The sequence below is a fragment of the Fibrella aquatica genome (genome assembly GCF_041321135.1).
GTDB lineage: Bacteria > Bacteroidota > Bacteroidia > Cytophagales > Spirosomataceae > Fibrella > Fibrella aquatica.
Genome location: NZ_JBGGWF010000001.1, coordinates 406,889 through 430,384, shown reverse-complemented (window position 1 = coordinate 430,384; position 23,496 = coordinate 406,889). Strand labels below are relative to the sequence as shown.

Sequence of the window (23,496 nt, the reverse complement as noted above, 5' to 3'; positions counted from 1 at the left end):
TCTGTGCAAGCTCCTACGACACTTCTTCTTGACGAACACGGCGACGCGCTACTGCCTCCCGGTTACACGGTCATTCAAACCGAGTTAGATTGGCTGCGCTATACTATATCCGCTTCTCCCTTGCAGCCTCCACTAGTAGTAGTGCGGGGCAGAATAATCACACACTGGGCTAGGAAGTGGTGGGAAGTTCAGGGTGGTACCTGCCGGGAATTGGTTTCACCCGGCGAGCGTATTCGTCGAGTGCTCCCAATGCTGACCGTGCTAGATGCTCAGGAATTGGCAGCGGTAATTCACGCTAGTTGGCCGGTTATCGAATGGCCTAATGTACTCAGCCTGCCGCAACTACTTACGGCGCTATATCCCGCTGCGCAGACCTTGTGGGAGTTGGTCCCAGAGCCTGAACATTTTCCAACTGCCGTTGCGAAGCTGCTGGAGTGGCTACGCGCTACACCCAGCTTGCCACCGGTTCAACTCCCTTTGCTTCAAGCTTGGCTAAGTAACTGGCAAATAGCTATTCGGGCTGCTGCCCAATTGCCTGATTCGGTGACCGGAGCTACCGCTCTGCTACGTGCTTGGGCCGGCATGCCCGACGAAGAGCCAACTACTGATTACTCGCTTATATTAGCTACGCTCGATGAATGCCTTTTACCGCTACCCCTTGAGTGGCGGGTCGAGGCCCGTCAAGGCTGGGATGCCAGCCTGCACCAGCAGGTTGCTGGGCGCTTACCTGGCACCGAGCCCGGCCTCGCACTCGCGGCTTGGTGGAGCCAGGTACGTAGCAACGTACGCCATCCTGACCTACGCCCAATCGCCCTACAAACCGTACTACGCTACCTAGACGACAATCCAGCGACGCTTTCAGATGATGTGTTACGTGCTATGTGCCCTGACCTGCCAGCTGCTGAATACCGCCGCCTGCAGCTCCTTTTGCCTCCGCCGGATCCCACGTCATTGCCCACTGATCCTGAAGCCGTTTTGCGGTGGGTTACCGATGAATATTTACCCTTCCGGGCGTGGCAAACCCAGCAACCCGACCGTCCCGAAGCTCTTGTCACGGTGCGCGCACACGCTCTTGCTTTCGGAGATTGGCTGCTGGCCAACTATCCCACTCGGCTAACAGGAGCTACCATTCCTTATCAGCAGCTATATTGGTCGCAGCCGGCACGTCTGCAACCTCAGCCACATGAGGTAGTTGTGTGGGTTATTGCCGATGGTCTTGGCTGGGAAGATGCTAAATCAGTGGCCCGGCAAGTACACGAGTTGTCTGCGGGTGAGTTGTCTGCTACTCACGCTACCCCTTGCTTTGGGCTGTTGCCCACTATTACGCCGTTCACTAAGATAGCTGTGCGCGCCGGCCTACCGTTTCCACAACTGGCGCCTCACCGCGCCCAAGTAGATGCCGATATGGAAACTGATGTGCGTGACAATCAGGACCCTGTTGACCGAGCAAGCCATCTGCGCGGCGGCGAATTGCTAGTATGGAGGCCTATGCAGCCTGATAAAGCCTACCACACCATCGGCGAAACGGCCGTTGTGTTGCGACAGGCCCGCGCCGCCCTCCGTTACTTGGCCGAAACCCTAGTTGATTTAGCCCACAAGGTTCCTCGTAGTGTTAGCCTACGTATTCAGCTCACCACCGACCATGGCCGGATGATGGGATCAGGATTGCGCACCATTGAAGTACCCGAAGACTTCGTTGCCGAGGGCCGCGCTGCTTATCGCGAGCAGGCCGGTCCCCCGCCCGCTCCATCCCCTGATATTACTTGGCTCGACCCTGCTACTTGGTTCAACCTTACGGGCTGGGTAGGTGTAGTGCGTGAGGAGAACTGTTTCCGTATTCGACGCCCTGATGGTAGCCAAGCGGGGGGTATCGCCAATTTCTCGCATGGTGGCATCTGGCCCGAGGAAGTAGTTGTGCCTTGGTTTACCATCGCTCGTGATGTTATGCCAGTACGAATCGTTGGTACGGCAAGTGGTCGAGCCCGCGTTGGTTCAACTGGGCGTATTACACTCCGCATCGTTCATCAAGGCGATCAACCTGTGCGTGCTCGTTGTCTGAATATTGCAGGAGCCACCGGTACCCTGCGCGAAAGTTATCTCGACATGCTAATACCGGGACACCAAACAATCACCCATGAAGCAATTATGGCTGATTGGCCAACCGGGCTTCAGCTGCACGCTGCGAAACTCACCATTATGGTGCAGCTAGCCGATGGACAAGAAATGACATTCACTCTGACCAATGAGTTGAGTGCCGACGAATTTCAAACTCAGCGAACCGACTTGCTAAGCGACCTATAATACTTATCTCGTGTTTTCCTTATGGCTTCCTCTACCGACGATCTATATAGCCTTTTTCCGCAGTCTGCCCCCATGCATCCAACGTTGGTGAATGGAGTCGACATGGCCGTTCTCGAAACAAAAGTGGAGCAGGTTTTTGGCAGTGTCGCCATAGACAAACGTCGACTTCCTGCCTCCAAGCTTCAAAGCCGGGGCATCCCTAGCTTCGTGGCCGAGTGGGTACTTGAATCCAAAGCGCCTGGTCGTGGGCCGCTGTCCGCCGAAGATGCCGCCAAAGTGCTAGACTGGGCCAGTCGGGTTGTCCCTAAGCCTGATGAGGGTAACCTTATTCGCAACCGCTTGCTCAATGGTGAGCAGGTTCGTATCCTGACACCAGTTCAGGTAGATGTTATCATTGCCGGAAATAGAGCCGAGCGCATTGCCAAGCTACCCATGATTGGGGAAGAGCGGGCTCGAATTGCGGAACACTTGCTCGATACCTACCCATCTTTATTGAAGCAAGGAATGTGGGGCGTAGCAACGTTGCTATACATTCACAATCAAGGTATCGTCATCACCGAATTTCAACCCATGCAAGCCACCGTCAGCCTTGACCGCTGGCGTGAGGCTCGCCGCGAGTTCTCGCTGCCCGAGTGGCGTGCCTTGCTGATGTTGACGATGGGCTATAATCCTGCCGCTTACACTCCCGAAGCCCAATTGCTGGTACTAGCCCGCCTCTTACCTTTAGTTCAGAAGAATGTGCACCTGATGGAGTTAGCACCCAAAGGCACTGGTAAGAGCTATATATATGAGAATATTTCGCCCCTTGTTCGCCTCATCAGCGGTGGCAACGTGTCACCAGCTGTGCTATTCGTCAACAATCAGACCAGCCAGCCCGGACTTCTTGCCCGCTACGCCGTAGTTGTTCTGGACGAAGTACAAACCCTAAAATTTGAAAACCCCGCGGAGATTGTTGGGGGCCTAAAAGGTTATCTGGCCAATGGCAAAATCTCTCGTGGTGGCAAGCACGAAATGGTTTCCGATTGCGGATTCGTACTCTTGGCAAATATCTCTCTCGGTGCCGATCAGCGCCCCACCAATGAGCCTATAGTCGTGCGCGAACTCCCACTATTCCTACAAGAAACCGCTTTCCTCGACCGAATAAAGGGCTTGATTCCCGGTTGGCAGATTCCCAAGTTGTCGCCTACCAGCTTTGCAGAACAGAGCGGCCTCAAAACCGACTACTTTAGCGACATCATGCTGCAGCTCCGACAGGAATTAGCTACCGATGCCTACTGTACCCGTCATATTAATCTAGGCTCAGAAGCGTACCAGCGCAATCAGGAGAGCGTGCGGGCATTAGCTAGCGGCTATATGAAACTGCTGTTCCCTCATGGCGAAGTGTCTCCCGAAGAGTTTAATAAGCACTGCATCCAGCCAGCTATCAAATTACGTCAGGGGGTTTGGGATCAACTCTATAACCTCGATGCTGAGTACCGCAAGTATGGCCGTTATGTCACCATAGAAAATTAGTAATACATACTCCATGCAGTTGATTTACCTTGACTACCACGCCACTACTCCTTGCGACCCGCTAGTTGTCGAAGCCATGCTGCCCTATTTCATTGCACAGTTTGGCAACCCTTCATCAGCGCATGCTGCTGGCACCCGCACTGCCGATGCCGTGGAGTTGGCCCGTGAGCGGGTAGCCGAGCTTGTTGGTGCTCAGCCTGGCGGGGTCATCTTCACTAGTGGAGCTACTGAAGCCAACAACCTAGCCATACTCGGTTACACCCGAGCGGCTCACGCCATTTCTCCTCGCCGACGCATCGTCATCTCGGCCGTCGAGCACAAAGCAGTCAGCAACCCTGCGAAGCAGTTGGCCCGCGAAGGTTTCGAAGTAATTGTGCTGCCCGTCGATGCACAAGGCACCATAAGCCTCGCCGCTGCTGCCGAAGCCATCACCACCGATACCTTGCTAGTATCCATCCACGCTGCCAACGGCGAGGTTGGTACCATACAACCCATTCCCGAGCTAGCCCAACTAGCCCATACCGTAGGTGCACTTATGCACACTGACGCTGCTCAGGCCGTTGGTAAAATCCCTGTTGATATGCTGGTTTGGGGAGTCGATATGATCTCTATTAGTGCCCACAAGATCTATGGCCCGCAAGGCATAGGAGCTCTCATCGTGCGTTCCCCCCGCCGGACCCAATTTCAGCCCCTTGGTTTTGGTGGCGGGCAGGAACGGGGCTGGCGGCCCGGTACCCTCAACGTACCGGGTATTGTGGGCTTTGGGACGGCCTGCGCCCGCTGCGCCGAACTACTAGCCACCGAAGCTCCGCACCTTGCTACCCTGCGCGATGAGTTTGAGGACACTGTGTTAGCCACTATCCCTGGCGCCTACCGCAACGGTAATCCTGCTCACCGTTTGCCTCACAATACTAGCCTCACCTTCCCCGGTCTGGAAGCCGACGCCTTACTAGCTCGATTACCTACTCTGGCCCTCAGCACTGGCTCTGCCTGTGATTCGGGGACAATTGAGCCATCAGCTACCCTATTAGCGTTGGGTATGACAAGGGACGATGCACGGGCCACAATAAGAGTGGGGCTAGGGCGATTTACAACTCGACGGGAAATAGAACAAGCTGGAAAGGCATTAGCTACTCAGGCCATTATGTTAGCACAAATACAAAGTTTATATTAAAAGTAGGGTTAGTCCGCCTACTTAACTCATCAGGGATTTCTTATAAAACCATTTGTTGAGTTAAAAACTGAATCAGTATATATTTAAGTAAATAGCTTCCTAATCAAGCAAGTCCAGAATCACTATCCAGGAAACGCACTGAGCTGAGATGAGCGATATATCCTCTCCTAATTGATCGCTTTCTATATTGTGCAACCTGGGTCTTATCTCTGTTTATATGCGCGTGTCGCTGGTTCCGTAATCAACGGGAACTGACCCTATGCCTATAAGATCAACTTGCTGGGTGGTAATCATACCCGGCCAATATATGTGCAACTGCTGTAGATAAGTGACAATTTTGCCTATGTTCCTTATTGCGGACACTTCCTTTGTACGATCATCACGGCGAAGTATAGCACCGTTGGTTTTAAACAGTAAATGGTGATATAGTGAACATACCCTAGTGTCTAAGGAATTGTTATAAACACGAATAGACTCACCCCAAAACATGTAAGCTAGATAGAACAAATTCTCAGCTTCTGTTTCTGTTAGGCTAGAGATATGCCTTAGAACTAACTTCACTCTACCGATATCATCGCGTTCGAGTATGCGAACCATCTCAGCGTCGAGTAGGTATGGCCCGCACTCAGCATCACTTTCGTCGAAATAGTAAATTTGAGCGCCAAAGTATGCAAGTATCGGTTGTAACTCCTGTGTGGTCATGAATAGTTTCTATTTCGAGATGTCAAACAAATACATACGCTGAAAAATGTTTGTGTGCTCTGATGAGTTTTGGTACTAAAATTTAGACACGTTCTCGACAAACCCAATTAGGAATCCATGATATAAAAAGTAATTTACGTATCTATTCTTATGCGCGTTAATGAACAAAGTTTCTTTTTCATCTAAATCTTGACCATCTATTATCTTCTGTTCAGTATCACTCATCTTACCACCATGGGCCATATGCCTAGATTGCCTTATTGATTCAAATACTATTAAATCGTTTTCAAAAATACTTTCCGAAACTGAAGCGTTATGTTTTACGATATATAAAACTAATTTGAATTTGTTAGGAAAATCTAGCTTTAGAAGCATTTGAGATATTTGAATATTATTTCCTTCAAATAAATTGTTCCAATCAGCCACACTGAGCCACTTCTTTGCAACTCTATCATAGTATTTCAAGAAACTATACTGAACATTATCCCCATGCTTTCTAATGTATTTCTTTAATTGATTTGTTAATTGATCCGTGCCCACGTTTTCGTTTTGGTATATAGGATTTTTTCTAACTAGTCTAAGCTTCTCAATAAACGCTGTGCTAGTGATTGAGTAATTTATACAGCATTCAATCTGCTTGTAAAGATGAAGACAGAAACTGAAGAATCTGTCTCTCCGAAGTTGATGTTCCATCTCAATGAACTCATACACTAACTCTTTCTTAATTGCTGTTGGAAAACCTTTATAAAATCCTTCCGCCTGCTTATTTAATATATCTTCAATAGTATACTCGTGCACTTCACCTAAAACCGATCGTTCAAATTGCTCTCCAGACAAATCATAAAATTTTGATTTTAGAGAATTTAACTCATGGCTATCTTTTATCTGCTTTTCAACATCACGTAGAGCTTCATCTATGTCCATCATAAATCTAAGCCGCTGTATATCATTTTTTTTCATTGCTGATTGCAGCGTCTATTCCGCCTGCCTCCCAAAGAGACAATAGTTTCTCCAGTTTTGCAAGCGAGTTCAAAGGACTACGACCATCAAGGTGGTCGTACTGTCGTTTATATCTCATATAGACTTCATCAGTCTCTCCCCGCACCATTTTTAAATAGTTCAGCTTTCCCTGCAATACATTCCTGAGTATTGGTTTGTCTTGCTTGACATGCCCTTTATCTCTATGGTAATGCTGTTGAAAAATAGCTTCAGCTTGTACATATTCAAGCTTTTGCCAGTTATGTAGCATAGCACGGACGGTACGTATATAGCGCTTTGAAACGTTTACTCTTTCATTTACACTTAAGCCAGTAACCTCTTGCCGGTACCCTCTACCTTGCAGCCGAACTTTAGCTTCGTTTATAGTAAAATGTTGCCCCGTTATTATACGACGCATCTCTTTCTCGAAGGTGCCATGAAATATGTTTGCATCTGCCGAAAAACTTATATCATCAGCATACCTAGTATAAACAGCCCCGAAACGTTTTGCAAGGCCATTTAACCTACGGTCTAATTGCTGACAAATAATATTGGAAAGAATGGGCGACGTAGGGGCTCCCTGAGGCAATGCACCTGCACCATCTGCAGATGTAAGACAGCATAGCCTGGCAATCAAGAAAGCTAATGGTTCACGTTCATCAGTCAGATTAAAAGGTTCTAGCTTCAGTACGGCTTTAACTCTATGCAGTTGAATACTGGGAAAAAAGTCTTTTATGTCAATATTGAAAATAAACCGTTTGCCTATATGAGGAGCTGCATTATCAACAATACTGCGTTCTGAGGTAAAACCAGTCACGTAGGCTTTCGGCTCATAGGCTGCTGACAATACAGAAGCAATACATTGCTGAATTACTTTTAGTGGATAGACAGGAGCAGATAAAAGCCGTTCTCCACCGCTCTTCTTTTTGATAGAGAAATGTAAGTAACGCCCGTCACGTGAAAGACGATGGTCTGAAAAAAAAGTTAACGTATTTAATTTGATGGGTTGAAATTCTTGATCCTTTTCAAGGTTATCTATCAAAGGCTTAATCGCATTTAGCAAATAAAGCAAATCTTCTTTACTCTGAATTTTGGCGAGAAAAGCCCTAACTTGATCTCGTTGAATACCTGTCAACTGCATATAGTGGGTTTAATAAAAAGAGGCATCCGCGTATTCTTTGTGTATTTTATCGATCACGTTCGTTTGTTTTATTTTAAAAGAATTCTTCTCTTCTTTTAAATATTAACTTCCACGATAAAGATCAATCCTAAACAGAACGTATAACGTTCAGTTCTGCCGAGACAGAACAGCAAGAGCGAAACGCTCTGCAAAATTCAATATCTTGCGAATGCCTCTTTAATAGAAAAGTAACCTACTAAGCACAAATAAAACTCTTTAAGCTGAGCATACCAACCGTTCTCGTGCTCGTGTCACGCCTGTATATAAAAAGTTCAGGTTGTGGTTGCCGTTTGGCGTCCATGTGTTTAGCAGTACAGTATCAAACTCGCTTCCCTGAGCCTTATATCCAGTAATACCGTATCCGTAGCGCAGGCGCATAGCCCCCAGATGAGGATTCAGATGTTTCTGAGTAGCCTTATTATCCCGGAAAACTTTGTCAGTACGCATCACTTCGCTGTAGAGGGTGTTTTCTTGTTCACGAATCAACTCGGGCTTCTCGGCCTGGATAAACTCTAAGCATACTTTCCCTTCAACACACTGGGCCTGGCCTCTTTCGTCTGTTACCTCAACTTTGATTTGCTGAAAGTGTAAGCCGCCAAAGTGTTCGACTCCGGATAGAAGCTCCGTAACTGTACCAAAATCGCCGTTGGAAGCCGTATATTCAGAGCCAACGAAGTTCTGGTGAAACACGACAAGATCACCAATCGACAACGTGCCAGCGTAACCGATCCGTTGGCGTACGGCTTTGTTAAACTGTGATAGCGATCTATGGTAGGGCGCAATATAGACAGCGGAGTCAAGTCGACTGGGGTTGAACGCCCGAAGATATCCATCTACGGCACCCTTTAGGCCCCAGAAGCGCTCACTATCAATATGCCAACTGCTGCCGAATCGCATTGAGTCGCGTAGGGAGGTAGCAGATTGAAGAATAACAGAGCCCTCTGCTTGTCGTTTGACATCTGTCAGCTCAACAGTACGTCCAGTAAAGCCAAACTGCTCACGAAAGTAGCGGTCAGATAAGGCCGGCGGGGTCTGGCCAGCTTCATAGCCGATAGGCGGTAGTTGATAGACGTCACCTATAAAAAGTACCTTGTTACGTTTGTTGCCACTCTTAACGTACTGCAAGAAGTTGCGTAACAGGCCCTGCGTTGATATAAATTTATCCTCGTCGGTTACTATGTCAGATATCATAGACGATTCATCAATAATGTAGAGCGTCGGTTGAGCGTCATCATTCATCTTCAAGGATGTTTTAACGCGTCCGTCTTCCAGTGGCTCAATGAGATAAATCCGGCTATGCAGCGTACGGGCCTCTCGTTCGGTTTTTCGGCCAATGATACGTGCTGCCCGTGTAGTGGGGGCCGAAAGAAAACAAGGAATCTGCTTTTCCGTCAGATAATCCACAACTGCCTTGGTAATCGACGTCTTTCCTGTCCCCGCTGATCCGCGTAATATGAAAAAGTCCTCTTGGGTTTCCATGAATTCTCCAATCTCAAAGAGAAACTGCGCTTGCTCGGCAGTAGGTGAAAAAGGAAGGAGGTCAAAAATCGTAGCTGTTGTTGCTATCATAGCCATTTTTGTGGTTGGTTTCTGATGCAAATGTTTGGGCCTCAACTACGCCGTTATTTACGTTGATAAAAATATCTCTTGAGCATATGAAAAAAAACGGATCAACCAGCGACACTCGTTTAAGACGCATTTTCGAGATACATAAAGCTCTTCGTCAGAGCGTAAGGGGCAAATCGGCAAAAGAACTATGTGTTATTTGCCAAACAGAAGATGACACCCCAGATGAGCGCACAATCGCGAATGATATCAAGTTTCTACGTGATATGGGTGCGCCCCTGCCAGATCGGGCAAACAAGTATGAGGGGTATTACTACAAGGTGCCTTATTCATTGCTAGAAGCCCTGGACGATTCATACATGGGGAGCATGAATGAAGCTTTAGCGCTTCTACGGCAGTTATCGAAGTCAACGGAGTTTATTGGCTTAGAAGATTTATTACTCCGACTTGAACAGCGCGTTGCGCTCACCTCTGCCGAGCATAATCCAATTATTGAGTTTGATGAGGCTGAGTTAACAGGGCGTCAGCACTTGATTGGATTGTACAACGCAACTCTAAAACAGACTTTCCTGCGAATTACATATCAGACTTTTCAGGGAGAAGAGGCCATGGTACGGCATATCTTCCCCTTACTACTTAAGCAATACAACAATCGTTGGGTTCTGGTCGGCTGGGAAAGTGGACGGGACACTCCACAAAACCTCCCCCTTGACCGGATCGTAGCTTTCCATAAGACAGCCGAGCGATTTGTCTATGGTAGGTTTGACAGCCGAACATATTTCCGGACCGTTCTAGGAACAACGCGTACTGGTCAGGAGCCGCAAGAAGTAGTGTTGCACTTCTCCTCCAATCGCGGCAAATACATTGAAACTAAAAAGATTCATCCGAATCAGAAAACGGCTTGGCTTCCCGACGGTCGGTTAGAAGTAAAGCTTTGCGTGGAATTAAACCGCGAGTTAGAGGCCCGAATATTGGAATTTGGAAAGGACGTAGTTGTTATGGAGCCGTCAACGCTACGAGATCGCATTAAAGAAAATTTGAAAGAGGCCTTAAGTATTTATAATCAAAATTAACTAGCTGAAAGCTAAATTCTTACGAAGAAAATGGTCTGCCTAAATTACACAGTCTTTCCCCTAGGCTGGATCTGTAGTCTTACCTCAGCCATATAATACAGGATCTTTTGACTCACCTCTTTCACTCTTCAAGGGGTACTTATCTAAGATAAAAGAAGGCACATCACCTTCATGTGAGACTTCCATTATTTTCAAAGGCCGCTTACGTTTATTCATATCAGGTGGACTCGGATAAGTACATATAAGGAAGTTCTCAACATCGTCGATGAATGCCAATGCCTCTGCAGTCAGCTTCCCGATGTAAAGCTTGGCTCCATGTTGTAAACAGCCTTCTATCCAATGCCTGTAACCCGCATTGTAACGACCACTCCTTTTCCCTTCTTCGTACTTACGTGAACCGCCGCAAAAAAAGCTTCTGTGAGCTTTTCCCCAATAGAAGGGTTTACCATCCCATTCATGGAGATAGATTACACCCGTGTGATCACATGCCTCTTTATAAGTTGAGCAGCGTTTCCAAGTAATTATCATATTATTTGAATATTAGCTTGTCCTTAAAGTAGCTTGTTGATCTAAAACCTCTACACTCCATACTTTGCTGGCTGAGGTACTCCCCATTGATTGGACAAAAAATGGGCGAGTTATAAATAGATACCACTCGGTGCAGGGGGCGATTTTCAGACCGTTTCGGACTGTTCTACCTTGCTTGAAACGAAGGACGGGCGAACCGTCCTGTCGTTTCAAGCCGATTGGGGGGGGGGGCGTAAAATTAACCGCCCTAGGCTATGATTCAAAGACCGCTTTCGGAGTCCGGCCACCCAGTGACGAATGCGTCCGTTGCTCGTTGTACCAGCGAATGTAACGATCCAACTGCTGATAAGCATCTTGACCATCCCGATAGCTTTTTAGGTACACTTCTTCATATTTCAGCGTCCGCCAGAAGCGTTCAGTGAATACATTGTCGATGGCCCGCCCCTTGCCGTCCATGCTTAGAGCAATACCCGCACCAGTAACCCGCTCACCGAAGATCAGGGAAGTATACTGCGCTCCTTGATCTTCGGTGAGCGGTTTACGTATCTTACAGGCGCGCTCGAAAGCCAGTAGGCAGAACGATGTATCAAGGCTATTGGACAACTCCCAGGCCAGCACATAGCGACTAAACCAGTCGATGAAAGCAGTCAGATACAAAAAGCCCCCGTTGAGTGGCAGGTACGTAATATCCGTACCATAGACCTGCCCCACTTGGTTGATAACAAGCCCATTAAGCAGATACGGATATACTTTGTGTCCATCTCCCTTGCCGGGTTTAGAGGTGTGCGGCCCCGGACACACGGCCCACAAACCCATCAGACGCAGCAGTCGCCGTACTCGTTTAGGATTGACTTCATGCCCCTGTTGGTGGAGCCAATCGGTGAACTGCCCCACCCCGAAAAAGGGGGTGTCCAGATACTGTTTGTCAATGAGTTTCATCAGTTCGAGATTGTAAGCCGACTCGCCACAGGGCGTATAGTAGAAACTGGACCGGGCCAGCCCCAACAGGGTGCACTGTCGCTCTATACTTAACGTACTGGCTGGGTCGACGCACTTTTTGCGTTGGATCAGGTCATGGTTTTGTGTTTTTTTTTGAGCCAGTCTAACTCGAACTGGAGCTGCCCAATCTGTTGATAGAGTAGTGCGATCTTGGCCTCCGTGTCGTCGGTCTGCGATTTGTTAGGCTGCTCAAAAAGGGTGATGACCCCTTCGGTAACTTGCTTTTTCCAGACGTTAATCTGTGTGGGGTGGACGTCATGTTGCTGGGCAATCTCACTTAGCGTCTTGCGTTCGCGGAGAGCCTCCAGGGCAATCTGACTTTTTTGTTGAGCACTAAATGTGCGACGGATACGTCCCATAAGGGCGATGGTTTGTGTGACAAAATATACATCAGTATCACATTATAACCACTGTCCGAATATTGGGGAGTACTTCAGTGTGACCGAGGCTCGAAAGGTCAGATTTACGAAATATTTACGAATTATTAGGTGGTTGGCATTCGCCGTTTCGTAAAAAATTCACCACACAGAGCCATCACCTTGTATAGCAATATGACTCAGCTGGTAGCAGTCAGGTATACTTTTTATGGTTCCAATCGTTTCAATAGACCTTGTAGAAATTCTTTGTCCTGTTTCAAATCTCGAATCTGCTCATCTTTCTCCTTTAACTTCTCGTGCAGAGCTTGTAGTTGTGATTGTATTACTCTGTGCTCTGAATCAGCTACATCTTGTACTAACTCAGAAGTTTTTTTATCAGTGTTTATCCTCTTACCGGTTAAGATGTATACCTCGTCAAACTCATCCCCATACCCCAGTTTGAAATTGAAAACAGTCTCAAGTGTTGGTGTGTATTTGCCTTTGGAAATATTGTGTACCACTGTGTAGTGGCAACCCGTTATTTTCGCTATTTCCGATAGTTTTCTCCCATTCAAAAACTCTTTAAACCTGTCTTTAACAGCTTGAGTAAGTAGGTCAGTGTTCATATTCTAAATAACTAACATTTAAAATTATCGCTTTTGCACTACAAATATAGCACAAAGAATTAATATATAGAAATATAAATCAAAATATAGCATGGATTTTATAAAACTATCCCTTTGTGAAGAGGAAGCTTTTCAATACGAGAGTATAAATTGCTGATAGTCAGGAATTTATTGTATCTGTTCGAACACAGATAGATAAGCATTAATAAGTAGATGGTAGATAAGGAGTTGCCTAAAAGCTGCTTAAAAAAAATTATACCATATACCACTTCTTTTGTCGTACATATAAACAATATGGTGACTTAAGTATTACGGATTTCTTATAAAATGCGAATCGCTTAATGTCTGGTTAAGTAGCCTAATATCTAAAAGCTCACTATAGGGCCTTATTTAAGAACAGATTATGCTTTTGCATTATAAACTATATTGAACACAAAAGCCCGATCTCATTGAGACCAGGCTTTATAAAGACTCTATCAGACTTACTTTCTTTTTGATAAAGCTTTCTCAACTATCTCTTGCTCAACACCGGTGACAGTGATCTTTTTCAAATCATCGCTAACTTTAACCTGAACTCTCGAAGAGCCAACGCTCTCTTTCTGTTTGTAATCAATATATTCCTAATAAACGCCCCTTGATTATCAACTCAAGTTTAACTTGTCGGACCTATCTTAGGTGATTTTCACTTTTCCAGAGCTTGTTAAGGGTCTCTAAATCGTTATCTTGGTTAGCAGCAGAAACTTCTGGTCTAACCTGGCACATGTACTTGCGCTGACGACCAAAATAGGAAACAGGAGATGCTGTTGGCATAAAGACGCCCTGAAATAGCCTAGCCCCAACAGTTAAATTAATTGGTGTGAAATTGTTATTGGTTAGTTCTAATGAGATACATCCGCAATAACCGGGCTGGAGAATTGTGGAAATTGATAAGCCTAGCCTACTGTAGGAGCTCCTCATAAATAGCATTACAAATAAATCCTCAGGAAGCTTAATATATTCAATGCTGGTTGCAAGTACAGTCTGATGAGGATGTAAGACAAAAGTTTCTCCTAGCTGACGACGCGTTTCTTGAAAAAACTGCTTTAGGTCTCTTGTATTTGGGGCTCCTAATGAGTTAAGCGAAGCATTTATATAAGCATCACGACTTGGTACATTCACCATAAAGTCATAGCCTAGTCTGAAATCCACGCTAGCTTCATTGATCTGTTTCTCTGGGTCAAGCAGCGGACGTATGAACAAGTCTCTATCTAAGCGAGATTTAATCAATGACCCAGTTAAAGCCTTATCAATAGGCTCTGTCGCTACTACAGGCTTTTCTTCCACTTTTCGGTTACAATATAATTTCCAATAGACTTTTCTATCAAATTATTCAGAATAGTGTAGAGAGTATCCCTGTTAGGGATAGTATCCATATTCATATTATCTTTAAATAAAGTCCAGTCACCCTGCCATATATCCCATCCGAGCGCAATCAAGCCATGCAATTGACGTTCGTTATCAATAATTGGTGGTAGGAAATTATATATATCATTTCCAGTCGGCTTGTCATGTCTTATACACAAAGGTTTACCTGTAATCCTTAGAACAGCACCCTTAATATAATCTACTAAGTAATTTGCATTGCCATCTATAAAATCGTCCACAAGTTGGCATCTAAGGCTAGAAGCGGGGTGAGACGTTGTTGAGTTAGGATTATTCTCCGTAATATAAAGTAAGTACGAATTTAAAGATCTACCTACATATTGACTTGCAAAGAGATCGCAGAAATATTCACCTAAGTGATTATATATAATTTGTTGCTTCGCTTGAGCACTATAGTTAGAATTATTTATAAAAGGAAAGAAGTTACCTAAAAGAGTAGTAGTTCCGACAGGATTGCTCGAATAGTCGCTAAACAGAGTACGGGTTAGAGTATTAGTAATCTTGAAAATAGTATCGACGAAATGGCCAAGCTCATGGTAGTATACCACACTTGCTAAATAGTCACGGGATAGAGCACGCGGAAAATTTATTTGAATTAGTCTACTCTTAAAATCGACCCCATAATTGTTTTTGAAGTCTTTATAGCGCTGCTCAAAGCCGACAACAAGAGTGGGATCAAAACTAAATCCATATAATTCGTTTATAAGACTTGTTACAATTATATAGTTGTCAGTATTTTTTGTCCAATCCCTTAAAGCTGATTTGAGACACTCTATCGTCTCATATGGAATTAGATTTAGTGTACTACTATCTAGAACCTCAAGACTTTTGTATATGAAATCAAGTGCTTGCTTAATTTCATATACAAAAGGATCTGGTGTATTTGTACTAGCTTCAACTCTCTCACTGATACATTTTAAGAGGTCAACCAGATTGTCTTGATATAGCTGTTTGTGTTGATCTGAGTAGTTATTATTCCTAGCACCTTGCAGAGATCTGCTAGCTTGGGCTAAATGTATATCAAGTAACTTGTGACTCATTAAGCAAATGAAAGTTGGCGTTGTTCTATCATTATGCTATTTATGCGCTGATAGTCAGTTAGTTGCAGCGAATTTACATTGAGATTCTTAAAAAATTCACAATCGTTTTCAACCAGAAAGACTATTATGTAATAATTGTCCCTGTCAATATTGTATAGGTCTTTAGTGCCAATAGAAAGACTATTTGCATCTGAAATTATAGGGTCTACAAATTGCCTATACGATTCTTCACCATTTAAAACGTGCCATAGCATTGACCGGAAGAATGTAAATTGACGGTCTTCTAAAGTCTGAGAGTATAGCATAATGGAAGAGGATTGCAGTTTATTGCCCAATAATAGATCAATTCACATTGTAAATGAAATAATTAGTGAAATTATTGCCTCTGGAATATTGTTTGATCCACTCTCTATTGAACGGATAGAGGCTATACTACGAGTCATTAGGGATATGAACTCATATACGGCTCAAAGGTTTGCGGGCAGGAAATGTCTCACTCAGTCATTTACAATGCATCAAGCAATTGCACTTTTCGAGCGTATAGCTTAAAATGCAAACCGTAGTGCAAACCACCATAAATTATAAACACTAACAGCCGGTTAAAGTGAAGTTTAACCGGCTGTTAATCAAGTGTTTGTTAGCGAGCGGGAAATGGGGTTCGAACTCACGGCCTGCAGCTTGGGAATACCACACCCTTAAGTTGGAATATCACACTCCCAATAAAGACCCCGTTGTTGTGTTTTGATTTATGCTCGACTAAGGTTTAACAAGCCTGCAATTGTTTTACCTAGCGTTGTACTTAACAACAAATCAGCCACTCACGATTTAACGTAAGTGGCTGATTTTCAATGGTCGGGAAGGCGGGATTCGAACCCACGACCTCTTGCACCCCATGCAAGCACGCTACCGGACTGCGCTACATCCCGTTTTGGAGTTGCAAAGCTAATAAATAAGGTTCAATGTCCAAAGTTTAATGTCTAAAGTTACCGCTGGAAGTGGCAAAGCAACTTTAGACATTGAACTTTAGACATTAAACTTTAGTCTACTCCTACCCCTTCTTCGGATCGAGTGCGCTTTGGATACGCGCCTGAAGATCAGCCAAATGGTATTTGCTCATGGTGTCGGTTTGGCGAGGCATAGCGGCGGCGATGCTACGCTGTAAGCTAACTAACTGACCGCGGGCAACCGACATAATATCTGATTTCCGAATATCCGTCATTGGCCCTGGGTTGAACCGGCCACCTGCCGCCTGTGCTGCTCCGCTACCGGCCGATGCAGGTGTGCTTAGCACTGACATCAATTTCTCGGCATACGCTTTCTGAAGATTACGACGGTATACATCGATCGTTTTACTGCTCGACAGTTCGCTGTAAATACCATTCTGTAAATCGGTCATAAACTCGATCAGCGTGTAACCCGGCTTACCAGCGCTGCCCGCTCCCGTTTCGATCAGGCGCGATAACCGGCCTACATCGATCAAACTATTAAGCGTCGTTTCCTGAAGGGTACGGATGTAATCGATACCCTGATCGGCACGTACGAGTGGCATGATCTTCGCATCCAGAATCCAGGTTGGCGTCTGGAACAACTGCGTATTCAGAAAGGTCATGGCTTCTTTTTGCAGCGCACGGGGCGTTGGCTCGTATACCACCAAACCTGTTTGATCGTAGGTACGTGGTGTTTCCTGAATACCACCAACGTACTTGGTTACGTGGCCCATATACCGACGGAACTGCCCAACTACTTCGCCGTACATTTCGCGCAGTTTATCGTAATCTTCAGCCTCCTCTTTTGTCCACTCAGTCAGATTGGGCATGATACGCTTAAGGTTCTTGATACCGTATTCGCTTGCCTTCATGGCATTATCACCCAAATCTTCGCTTTGTGAACGGGGGTCCATCGGGTTGCTTTCTGTACCGAACCAGTAACGAGGGTCTTTCTCGTGGTTTTTCACCCACGTATTCAGTACCAGTTTGTCCGCCGAAGCATCTTTGGTGTCGTAAACAGGCTTGTAACCCCACTCGATCGCCCAAATATCGTAGGTACCAATGCGTGGGAATAGGTCAGTAATACCATCTTCCGGCTGCGCTACGTAGTTGAAACGGGCATAGTCCATAATCGAAGCGGTGTGGCCATTTTGCTCAATAAATGATTTGTCGCGCAGTTTTTCAACCGGCGTAGCGTGGCTAGACCCAAAATTGTGGCGTAACCCCAGCGTGTGGCCTACTTCGTGGCTCGATACGAACCGGATCAGCTGACCCATCAGGGCATCGTCGAATTTAGGTTTGCGGGCGCGGGCGTCTACAGCGGCTCCCTGCACCATGTACCACTTCCGCAGGAGGTTCATCACGTTATGGTACCAGCCAATATGGCTCTCGATGATCTCACCCGAACGGGGGTCGTTTACGTTAGGACCGTATGCGTTCTCAATGTTAGAGGCGAAATAACGGATTACCGAGTACCGGGCATCTTCAAGGCTGAGGGTCGTATCGGCACTATTCCAGTCTTTGGCAATGATGGCATTTTTCCAGCCCGCTTTCTCAAAGGCTTTCTGCCAATCGGCCACACCTGCTTTCAGGAAAGGCCGCCATTTAGTTGGCGTAGCCGGATCGATGTAATACACGATCTGCTTCTTCGGCTCAATCAACTCACCTTTTTTCTGGCGTTCGGCATCGGCCTCACTTTTGGCCTCCAGCCGCCAGCGTACGGCAAACGTTTCATCTTCTGTCCGCTGTGAATTGTCGTCATATACGGTGTAGTTATTAGCGAAGAAGCCAACACGGCTGTCGAACAGGCGCTTGCGCATGGGTTCTTTCGGCAACAGAATCATCGACGTGTTAATCTCCATCGTCACGGCTCCAGCATTGTTCGCCCCCGGCAAGCTAGCTGTCTGCTGTGGCGATGTAGGCGAGAACGGTGTTGGTGTGTTGTTGACGTTAAACGTCTTCGTTACCCGCACTTCTGTATTGATCGGATACGACTTCACGGTCTGAATAAACGACCGATCGGCCGCAGCCGTTGTAATCCGGTACTGCGACTTTGTAGATGGTGTCAGGGAGACAACCTGGTTATCGTTGCGGAAGAAATCAGTCACATCGATAACGGTCGACGTATCGCGACGAATAGCCCGAACATCGAACGCCGCCGCAATGGGTTCAACGTTTGAGTTACGCACCGCCTGCGAAATTGGCATGGTGTCGCCCGTAGCCGTAGCCACGTTGATATAGCTCACCACGCGCAGCAGTAGCCGACGATCGGGGCCACGTTCCCAGCGCAATACCTGCCGGTTGGCCAGTTCACCACCATAACCCGCACCGGTTGGAGCTTTGGCAATGCGGGTAATGGCCATGAACTCACGACCAAGCAGTGAGTCGGCAATTTCGAAGTAGTACTTATCATCGACCTGGTGAGCAGTGAAAAGGCCCCGGCTGGTTTTGGCAGCGCGGGTAATTACTTCACGATAGGGTTTGATAGTTGCCCGGGGTGGGCCTGCAGCCGTCGGCGAAGCCGTGCTGGCCGTTGGCGGTGTAAGGGTGGTAGAGGTGGGTACGTCTGGCCGCCGGTTTTGCGCCAGCGCAGGCACAGAAAGTCCCAGTAGCAGCACGCCACGCAGGACATTCGTTAGATGTTGATGCATTGAAAAAGGATATATTTACGAGATAGACGCATGAACATGCGCATCTAAAATTACAAAGAATAGCCTGAGTAATTAGCGGTATATACCTGCATTTGAACATCTATTTCATGAAATATCCCCGGCGGCTCTCTTCGGGAGCTAACAATACGGTCATTGTGCTGTCAGATACAGAAGTAGCCAACTAATTTTCGGGAGATACACGCTCTGACTTAGGTTCTGAGGCCGAAAAAATGCGCTTTGCCAATACCGTCAACGAGTTGGTTGTTCAGTTTTTTCGGCTTGCCCTCTTCCGGGATTACTTCCTGAACAGGTGATCTATGCTAGGTACGTTGCCTGAGTTCTTCTACGAAAGCTGTTCAAGATTTTCAATCTTGAACTTAGTGACAGCGCGTTTGTAACGCGTCTGCATTGGCAGGAAGCTTTAGCTCAAACTAACATAACTTCGCTGTGGGCGCGTTACAAACGCGCTTTTAGCGGGTTCAAGATTGAAAATCTTGAACAGCCTATCTAGAAACAAAAAAAGGTCCTCCGGCAGTTTGTCGGGGGACCTTTTTTTATGGGTATAACGTACCTAGCGCCGCTGACCACTACCCTGTTGAGCAGGGGCAGGTACACCCTGCCGTTGCTGCTGCATGGGGTTTGGGTTCTGGCCACCGGGACCGAAACCGCCGGGGCGTTGCTTGAACAGTTGCAGGCGAGTTGGCTTAGACACCCGTGGGAATGCGTTGTTCTCGGTATCGATGTCAGCAATTTCCTGATACGGGTCGAGCGTCCACTGGGTTACCTTCTTGCTCGTAGCAAACACCTTGTTGATCTGGTTGGTGTTGTAGCGCCAGATTTCGGCCGGGAGACGGGCTATTGAATCCGTACCATCTTCAAACTCCATACGAATGATTACCGGCATCGGAATACCGCCCCGGTTTTTCAAGGTCACCGTATAGAAATTCTGGTTTGTCTCCAGCAGCTTCCGCTCATCGGGCGTCAGCGTGGCCAGGTAATCCTGGTATCTCTTCTTATCGTTATCAGTTACAGCAAACTGGTCGTAGCGATTGTAGAAATCCATCATGGTCGAGTCCTGAGCTACTACCGTTTCTTTCTGGGTTGCGGCGTCGCGTTGTTTCGACATTGTGTTCATCCGGCGTTTGTAGGCTTCCCGGGCTTCGGCTTTCACCACCTCCGGGTTCTGCGAGCTTGGCTGATACCAGTCTACTTCCACTAAATCCTGATCAACCGCGTCTACACCGAAGAACCAGCCTTTCCAGAAAAAGTCGAGGTCAACACCCGAGGCATCTTCCATCGTACGGAAGAAATCGGCAGGTTCAGGCGACTTGAAGGCCCAACGACGAGCGTACTCTTTAAAGGCGTAATCGAACAGTTCGCGGCCCATCACAGTCTCGCGCAGAATATTCAAGGCCGTAGCGGGCTTGGCGTAAGCGTTGGCACCGAGGTTGATGACGTTATCAGATGACGACATGATCGGCGACAACACAGCCTTATCCGACTTCATATAATCAACAATGTATTGCGGCTCACCCCGGCGGCTTGGAAAATTATAATCCCACTCTTTTTCGGCCAGATACTGGCAGAATGTGTTCAGACCTTCATCCATCCAGCTCCACTGACGCTCGTCCGAGTTCACAATCATGGGGAAGAAGTTGTGACCCACTTCGTGGATGATTACGCCAATCATACCCGCTTTCACCTGCTCCGAATACGTGCCATCCGCTTCGGGACGACCGCCATTGAACGAAATCATCGGGTACTCCATACCGCCGCCTGCGGTAGCGTGGCACGAAATAGCGACCGGATACGGGTACCGGATGGTGCGATTACCATACGATTTCAGCGTGTGCTCGACCACGCGGGTCGAATACTGCCCCCACAGTGGGTTGCCCTCTTTAGCGTAGTACGACATGCTCCAGATTTTCTTACCATCACCATACACGTCGGTCTGCATGGCATCCCAGATAAACCGGCGGCTGCTGGCGAAGGCGAAGTCACGCACGTTGTCGGCCTTGTATACCCAGGTTTTAGTACCTTTCACGTCTTCAGGTTTGGCTTTTAGCGCCTCTTCTGCTTCTTCCTGAGTAACAATCACCACCGGCGTTTTGCTGGTAGCGGCCTGCGCATAGCGTTTCTGCTGCGTGGCCGTCAACACCTGCTTATAGTTCAAACACTCACCCGTGGCACCAACAACGTGGTCGGCGGGGGCCGTGATAGCTACTTTGTAGTTGCCGAAGATCAGCGTGAATTCGCCAGTGCCCAGAAACTGCTTGTGCTGCCAGCCGTTTACATCATTATAGGCGCAAAGGCGGGGAAACCAGTGGGCAATGAAGTAATTGCTGTTGCCGTCTTTGAATTTTTCGTAGCCACTGCGACCGTAGTATTCGGTGACGAAGTAATTCCAGTCGACGTTGAAAGAGAACGATGTACCTGGCTTCATCGGCACAGGCAGGTCGATCCGCATCATGGTCTGATTGATCGTGTAGGGCAAGGCCTGACCTGTTTTTCCGGTCACTTTCGTGATTTTGTAGCCAAACTTATCACTGGCCTGCTGCTGACTACGCTCCCGAACCGAGGTCAGATTTTGCAGTTGGGCAAAGGTCATCCCGCTTTCGGGTACACTCCCCGTACGGGTGATGCTGCTGGTTGATCCTTTGGCAAACAGGTTCTGATCGAGTTGCAGCCAGATGTAGCGCAGTTCGTCGGTCGAGTTGTTGAAGTAGGTTACCGTTTCGGTGCCGATGATTTTTTGCTGGGCATCGTCGAGCGTGACTTTGATATCGTAATCGGCCCGGTTCTGAAAGTAATCTTTACCCGGCGACCCGGCGGCGGTCCGAAAGGTGTTGGGCGTGGGCAGTGCTGAGCCAAGCTGCTCAAACTTGTCGTTGGCACTGAAACTTGACGGAGCTGATTGAGCCATAGCCCGTTCGCCAATCAGAAGCGCCAGGGCGATAGCCAGTACCGACCCGATAGTGTGTCGCATAGAAGTAGGTTTGTTCATGAAATACAGCCTTAAAAATACAGAAAAAGCGGTTAACGTATGTCTAAACACGCTAACCGCTCATCACAAATGAAAAAAGCCCAATTAATTGTTGGCCAAATCGCTTAATCGAAGTAAAAAATTGGGTAATACGTCTCCACCGGAAAGAACTTCACAAAAAGGCACAACCTCCGGCTGCTGATCGGGCCGGTAAACGGTGGTCTGTTCAGTGAAGGGATCGATTTGCCAGCCAAGCCGAACGCCATTTTGCAAATACTTTTCCATCTTGGCAGGTAAGGTGTATTTCTCGTCGGTATCTGACATTAGCTCGATCACAAAATCGGGACAAACATGAGCAAACTTATCTCTGTCTGACTCCGGTACCAACGCCCATCGCTCACGACTGATCCAGGCAACATCCGGGGCACGTACCGAATTGTCGGGTAGCGTGAAACCGCCATTTGAGTCGGTCGTAAAACCGAGTTTGTGCTGGCGGTTCCAAAGATAAACTTCACCATTTAAGGCTGAATTGGTAATGCTTGTATTTATTCCGGTGGGCATTTCAAAAATAATTTGGCCAGTTTCTTCACGTTCGATGCGCAGACTTGGATTGGCCTGGCAAAACGCAAAAAACTCGTCGTCGCTTAGTCGCTCATCCTTGTTGAGGACGGGATTTAATGGTAATATCATGGTCGAGCAGATTACTATACTCAAGTATAACAAATTTTTTCAAAATAGCACCAACTACTTCGCCATGAGGGGGTTGGCAATGATCAGCGAAATGGCCATACCGGCTACAATGCCCGACACGATCAGGGTCCAGCGGAGACGGTTGATTTGAGCGATGGTCAGCATCAGGTACGTTATCAGTAGCATGAAGCTTACGATCAGCAGTTGACCGATTTCAAGACCAATGTTGAATGATAACAAGGGGGTTACGATATCGGCTTCGCGGCCCAGCAAACTACGCAGGTAGTTGGAAAAACCCATCCCGTGAATGAGCCCGAAAGCCAACGCCAATGCGTAACGCCAGGGTCGTTTCTCTTTACGCGCCGTTGGCGACAACAGCCTGGATTTAGGTTCCTGGTAGAAAAAATTGGCCAGTGCGGTAGCTAATATCGTAATCGGAATGAGTAATTCAATCACTTCGGTGCTGTAGGTGATCAGGTTCAGCGTAGCCAGCGCGAGGGTGATGGAATGGCCAAGGGTGAACGCCGTAATCAGAATCAGCACCTGCCGCCACTGACTCAGCGTGTACACGGCGCAAAGCGCAATCACGAACAGAATATGGTCGTAGCCGCTGGGGTCGGTAATGTGATCAAAACCTAGCCGGAGGTAGATAAAGAAGTCGCTCATAATGGCAAAGGTATACGCCGAACGCAAGCGACCAAATTGCCGCACAAAGAGCGTTGTTTCTGC

At 47.1% G+C, this 23,496-nt stretch carries 16 protein-coding genes and 1 tRNA gene; 4 read left to right on the top strand and 13 right to left on the bottom strand.

The features are described 5' to 3' along the window. The first annotated feature begins 3 nt into the window (after positions 1 to 3). The 3 genes from ACAW87_RS01470 to ACAW87_RS01460 are packed head-to-tail and all read left to right on the top strand — an operon-like array spanning position 4 to position 4,987. The gene (locus ACAW87_RS01470) at positions 4 to 2,301 is read left to right on the top strand and encodes a hypothetical protein (protein ID WP_370721368.1); all 2,298 of its coding nucleotides are present in this window, start codon (positions 4 to 6) and stop codon (positions 2,299 to 2,301) included. 21 nt (positions 2,302 to 2,322) lie between these two features. Further along, the gene (gene brxL, locus ACAW87_RS01465; protein WP_370721367.1) at positions 2,323 to 3,813 is read left to right on the top strand and encodes a BREX system Lon protease-like protein BrxL; all 1,491 of its coding nucleotides are present in this window, start codon (positions 2,323 to 2,325) and stop codon (positions 3,811 to 3,813) included. 13 nt (positions 3,814 to 3,826) lie between these two features. Beyond that, a complete protein-coding gene (locus ACAW87_RS01460; protein ID WP_370721366.1) occupies positions 3,827 to 4,987 on the top strand; it encodes a cysteine desulfurase family protein in 1,161 nt (386 codons plus the stop codon). Positions 4,988 to 5,764: 777 nt separating this feature from the next. Here ACAW87_RS01460 and ACAW87_RS01455 read toward each other — a convergent pair. The 3 genes from ACAW87_RS01455 to ACAW87_RS01445 form a co-directional block, all read right to left on the bottom strand. Beyond that, entirely contained in the window at positions 5,765 to 6,616 is an 852-nt protein-coding gene (locus tag ACAW87_RS01455) for a hypothetical protein (RefSeq protein WP_370721365.1), read from the bottom strand. A 19-nt stretch (positions 6,617 to 6,635) separates the two neighbouring features. Then, a complete protein-coding gene (locus ACAW87_RS01450) occupies positions 6,636 to 7,808 on the bottom strand; it encodes a reverse transcriptase domain-containing protein (RefSeq protein WP_370721364.1) in 1,173 nt (390 codons plus the stop codon). 255 nt (positions 7,809 to 8,063) lie between these two features. After that, positions 8,064 to 9,422, bottom strand: coding sequence for an ATP-dependent DNA helicase (locus tag ACAW87_RS01445; RefSeq protein WP_370721363.1), 1,359 nt, complete (start codon positions 9,420 to 9,422; stop codon positions 8,064 to 8,066). 80 nt (positions 9,423 to 9,502) lie between these two features. On the opposite strand from ACAW87_RS01445, the gene ACAW87_RS01440 reads away from it, so the two are divergent. After that, complete coding sequence (locus tag ACAW87_RS01440) at positions 9,503 to 10,486, top strand: helix-turn-helix transcriptional regulator (protein ID WP_370721362.1); 984 nt, start codon at positions 9,503 to 9,505, stop codon at positions 10,484 to 10,486. Between the two features lie 84 nt (positions 10,487 to 10,570). On the opposite strand, the gene ACAW87_RS01435 is transcribed toward ACAW87_RS01440, so the two are convergent. The 10 genes from ACAW87_RS01435 to ACAW87_RS01390 all read right to left on the bottom strand — a co-directional run bounded on the left by ACAW87_RS01435 (position 10,571) and on the right by ACAW87_RS01390 (position 23,433). Continuing rightward, entirely contained in the window at positions 10,571 to 11,014 is a 444-nt protein-coding gene (locus ACAW87_RS01435) for a hypothetical protein (RefSeq protein WP_370721361.1), read from the bottom strand. 252 nt (positions 11,015 to 11,266) lie between these two features. Further along, positions 11,267 to 12,372, bottom strand: a protein-coding gene (locus ACAW87_RS01430; protein ID WP_370721360.1) for an IS3 family transposase whose coding sequence is annotated in 2 segments (ribosomal slippage) — positions 11,267 to 12,097 and positions 12,100 to 12,372 — 1,104 coding nt in all. Because the reading frame shifts where the segments join, the coding sequence is not laid out codon by codon here. Between the two features lie 224 nt (positions 12,373 to 12,596). Further along, positions 12,597 to 12,995, bottom strand: coding sequence for a hypothetical protein (locus ACAW87_RS01425; protein ID WP_370721359.1), 399 nt, complete (start codon positions 12,993 to 12,995; stop codon positions 12,597 to 12,599). 666 nt (positions 12,996 to 13,661) lie between these two features. Continuing rightward, positions 13,662 to 14,318: a dCTP deaminase gene (gene dcd, locus ACAW87_RS01420; protein WP_370721358.1), complete on the bottom strand. Its 657-nt coding sequence runs from the start codon at positions 14,316 to 14,318 to the stop codon at positions 13,662 to 13,664. After that, positions 14,300 to 15,457 (bottom strand): hypothetical protein, encoded by a 1,158-nt coding sequence (locus tag ACAW87_RS01415; protein WP_370721357.1) that lies wholly within the window; start codon positions 15,455 to 15,457, stop codon positions 14,300 to 14,302. Before ACAW87_RS01415 ends, dcd begins: the two co-directional genes overlap by 19 nt. Positions 15,458 to 16,306: 849 nt before the next feature. Continuing rightward, positions 16,307 to 16,383, bottom strand: a tRNA-Pro gene (locus ACAW87_RS01410). Between the two features lie 122 nt (positions 16,384 to 16,505). Beyond that, positions 16,506 to 19,094, bottom strand: a complete 2,589-nt coding sequence (locus ACAW87_RS01405; RefSeq protein WP_370721356.1) for a zinc-dependent metalloprotease — start codon at positions 19,092 to 19,094, stop codon at positions 16,506 to 16,508. Between the two features lie 571 nt (positions 19,095 to 19,665). Next, complete coding sequence (locus ACAW87_RS01400; protein WP_370721355.1) at positions 19,666 to 22,080, bottom strand: M1 family metallopeptidase; 2,415 nt, start codon at positions 22,078 to 22,080, stop codon at positions 19,666 to 19,668. Positions 22,081 to 22,182: 102 nt separating this feature from the next. Then, positions 22,183 to 22,767: a Uma2 family endonuclease gene (locus tag ACAW87_RS01395; protein ID WP_370721354.1), complete on the bottom strand. Its 585-nt coding sequence runs from the start codon at positions 22,765 to 22,767 to the stop codon at positions 22,183 to 22,185. Between the two features lie 54 nt (positions 22,768 to 22,821). Then, positions 22,822 to 23,433: a HupE/UreJ family protein gene (locus ACAW87_RS01390; protein ID WP_370721353.1), complete on the bottom strand. Its 612-nt coding sequence runs from the start codon at positions 23,431 to 23,433 to the stop codon at positions 22,822 to 22,824. Positions 23,434 to 23,496: the final 63 nt, after the last annotated feature.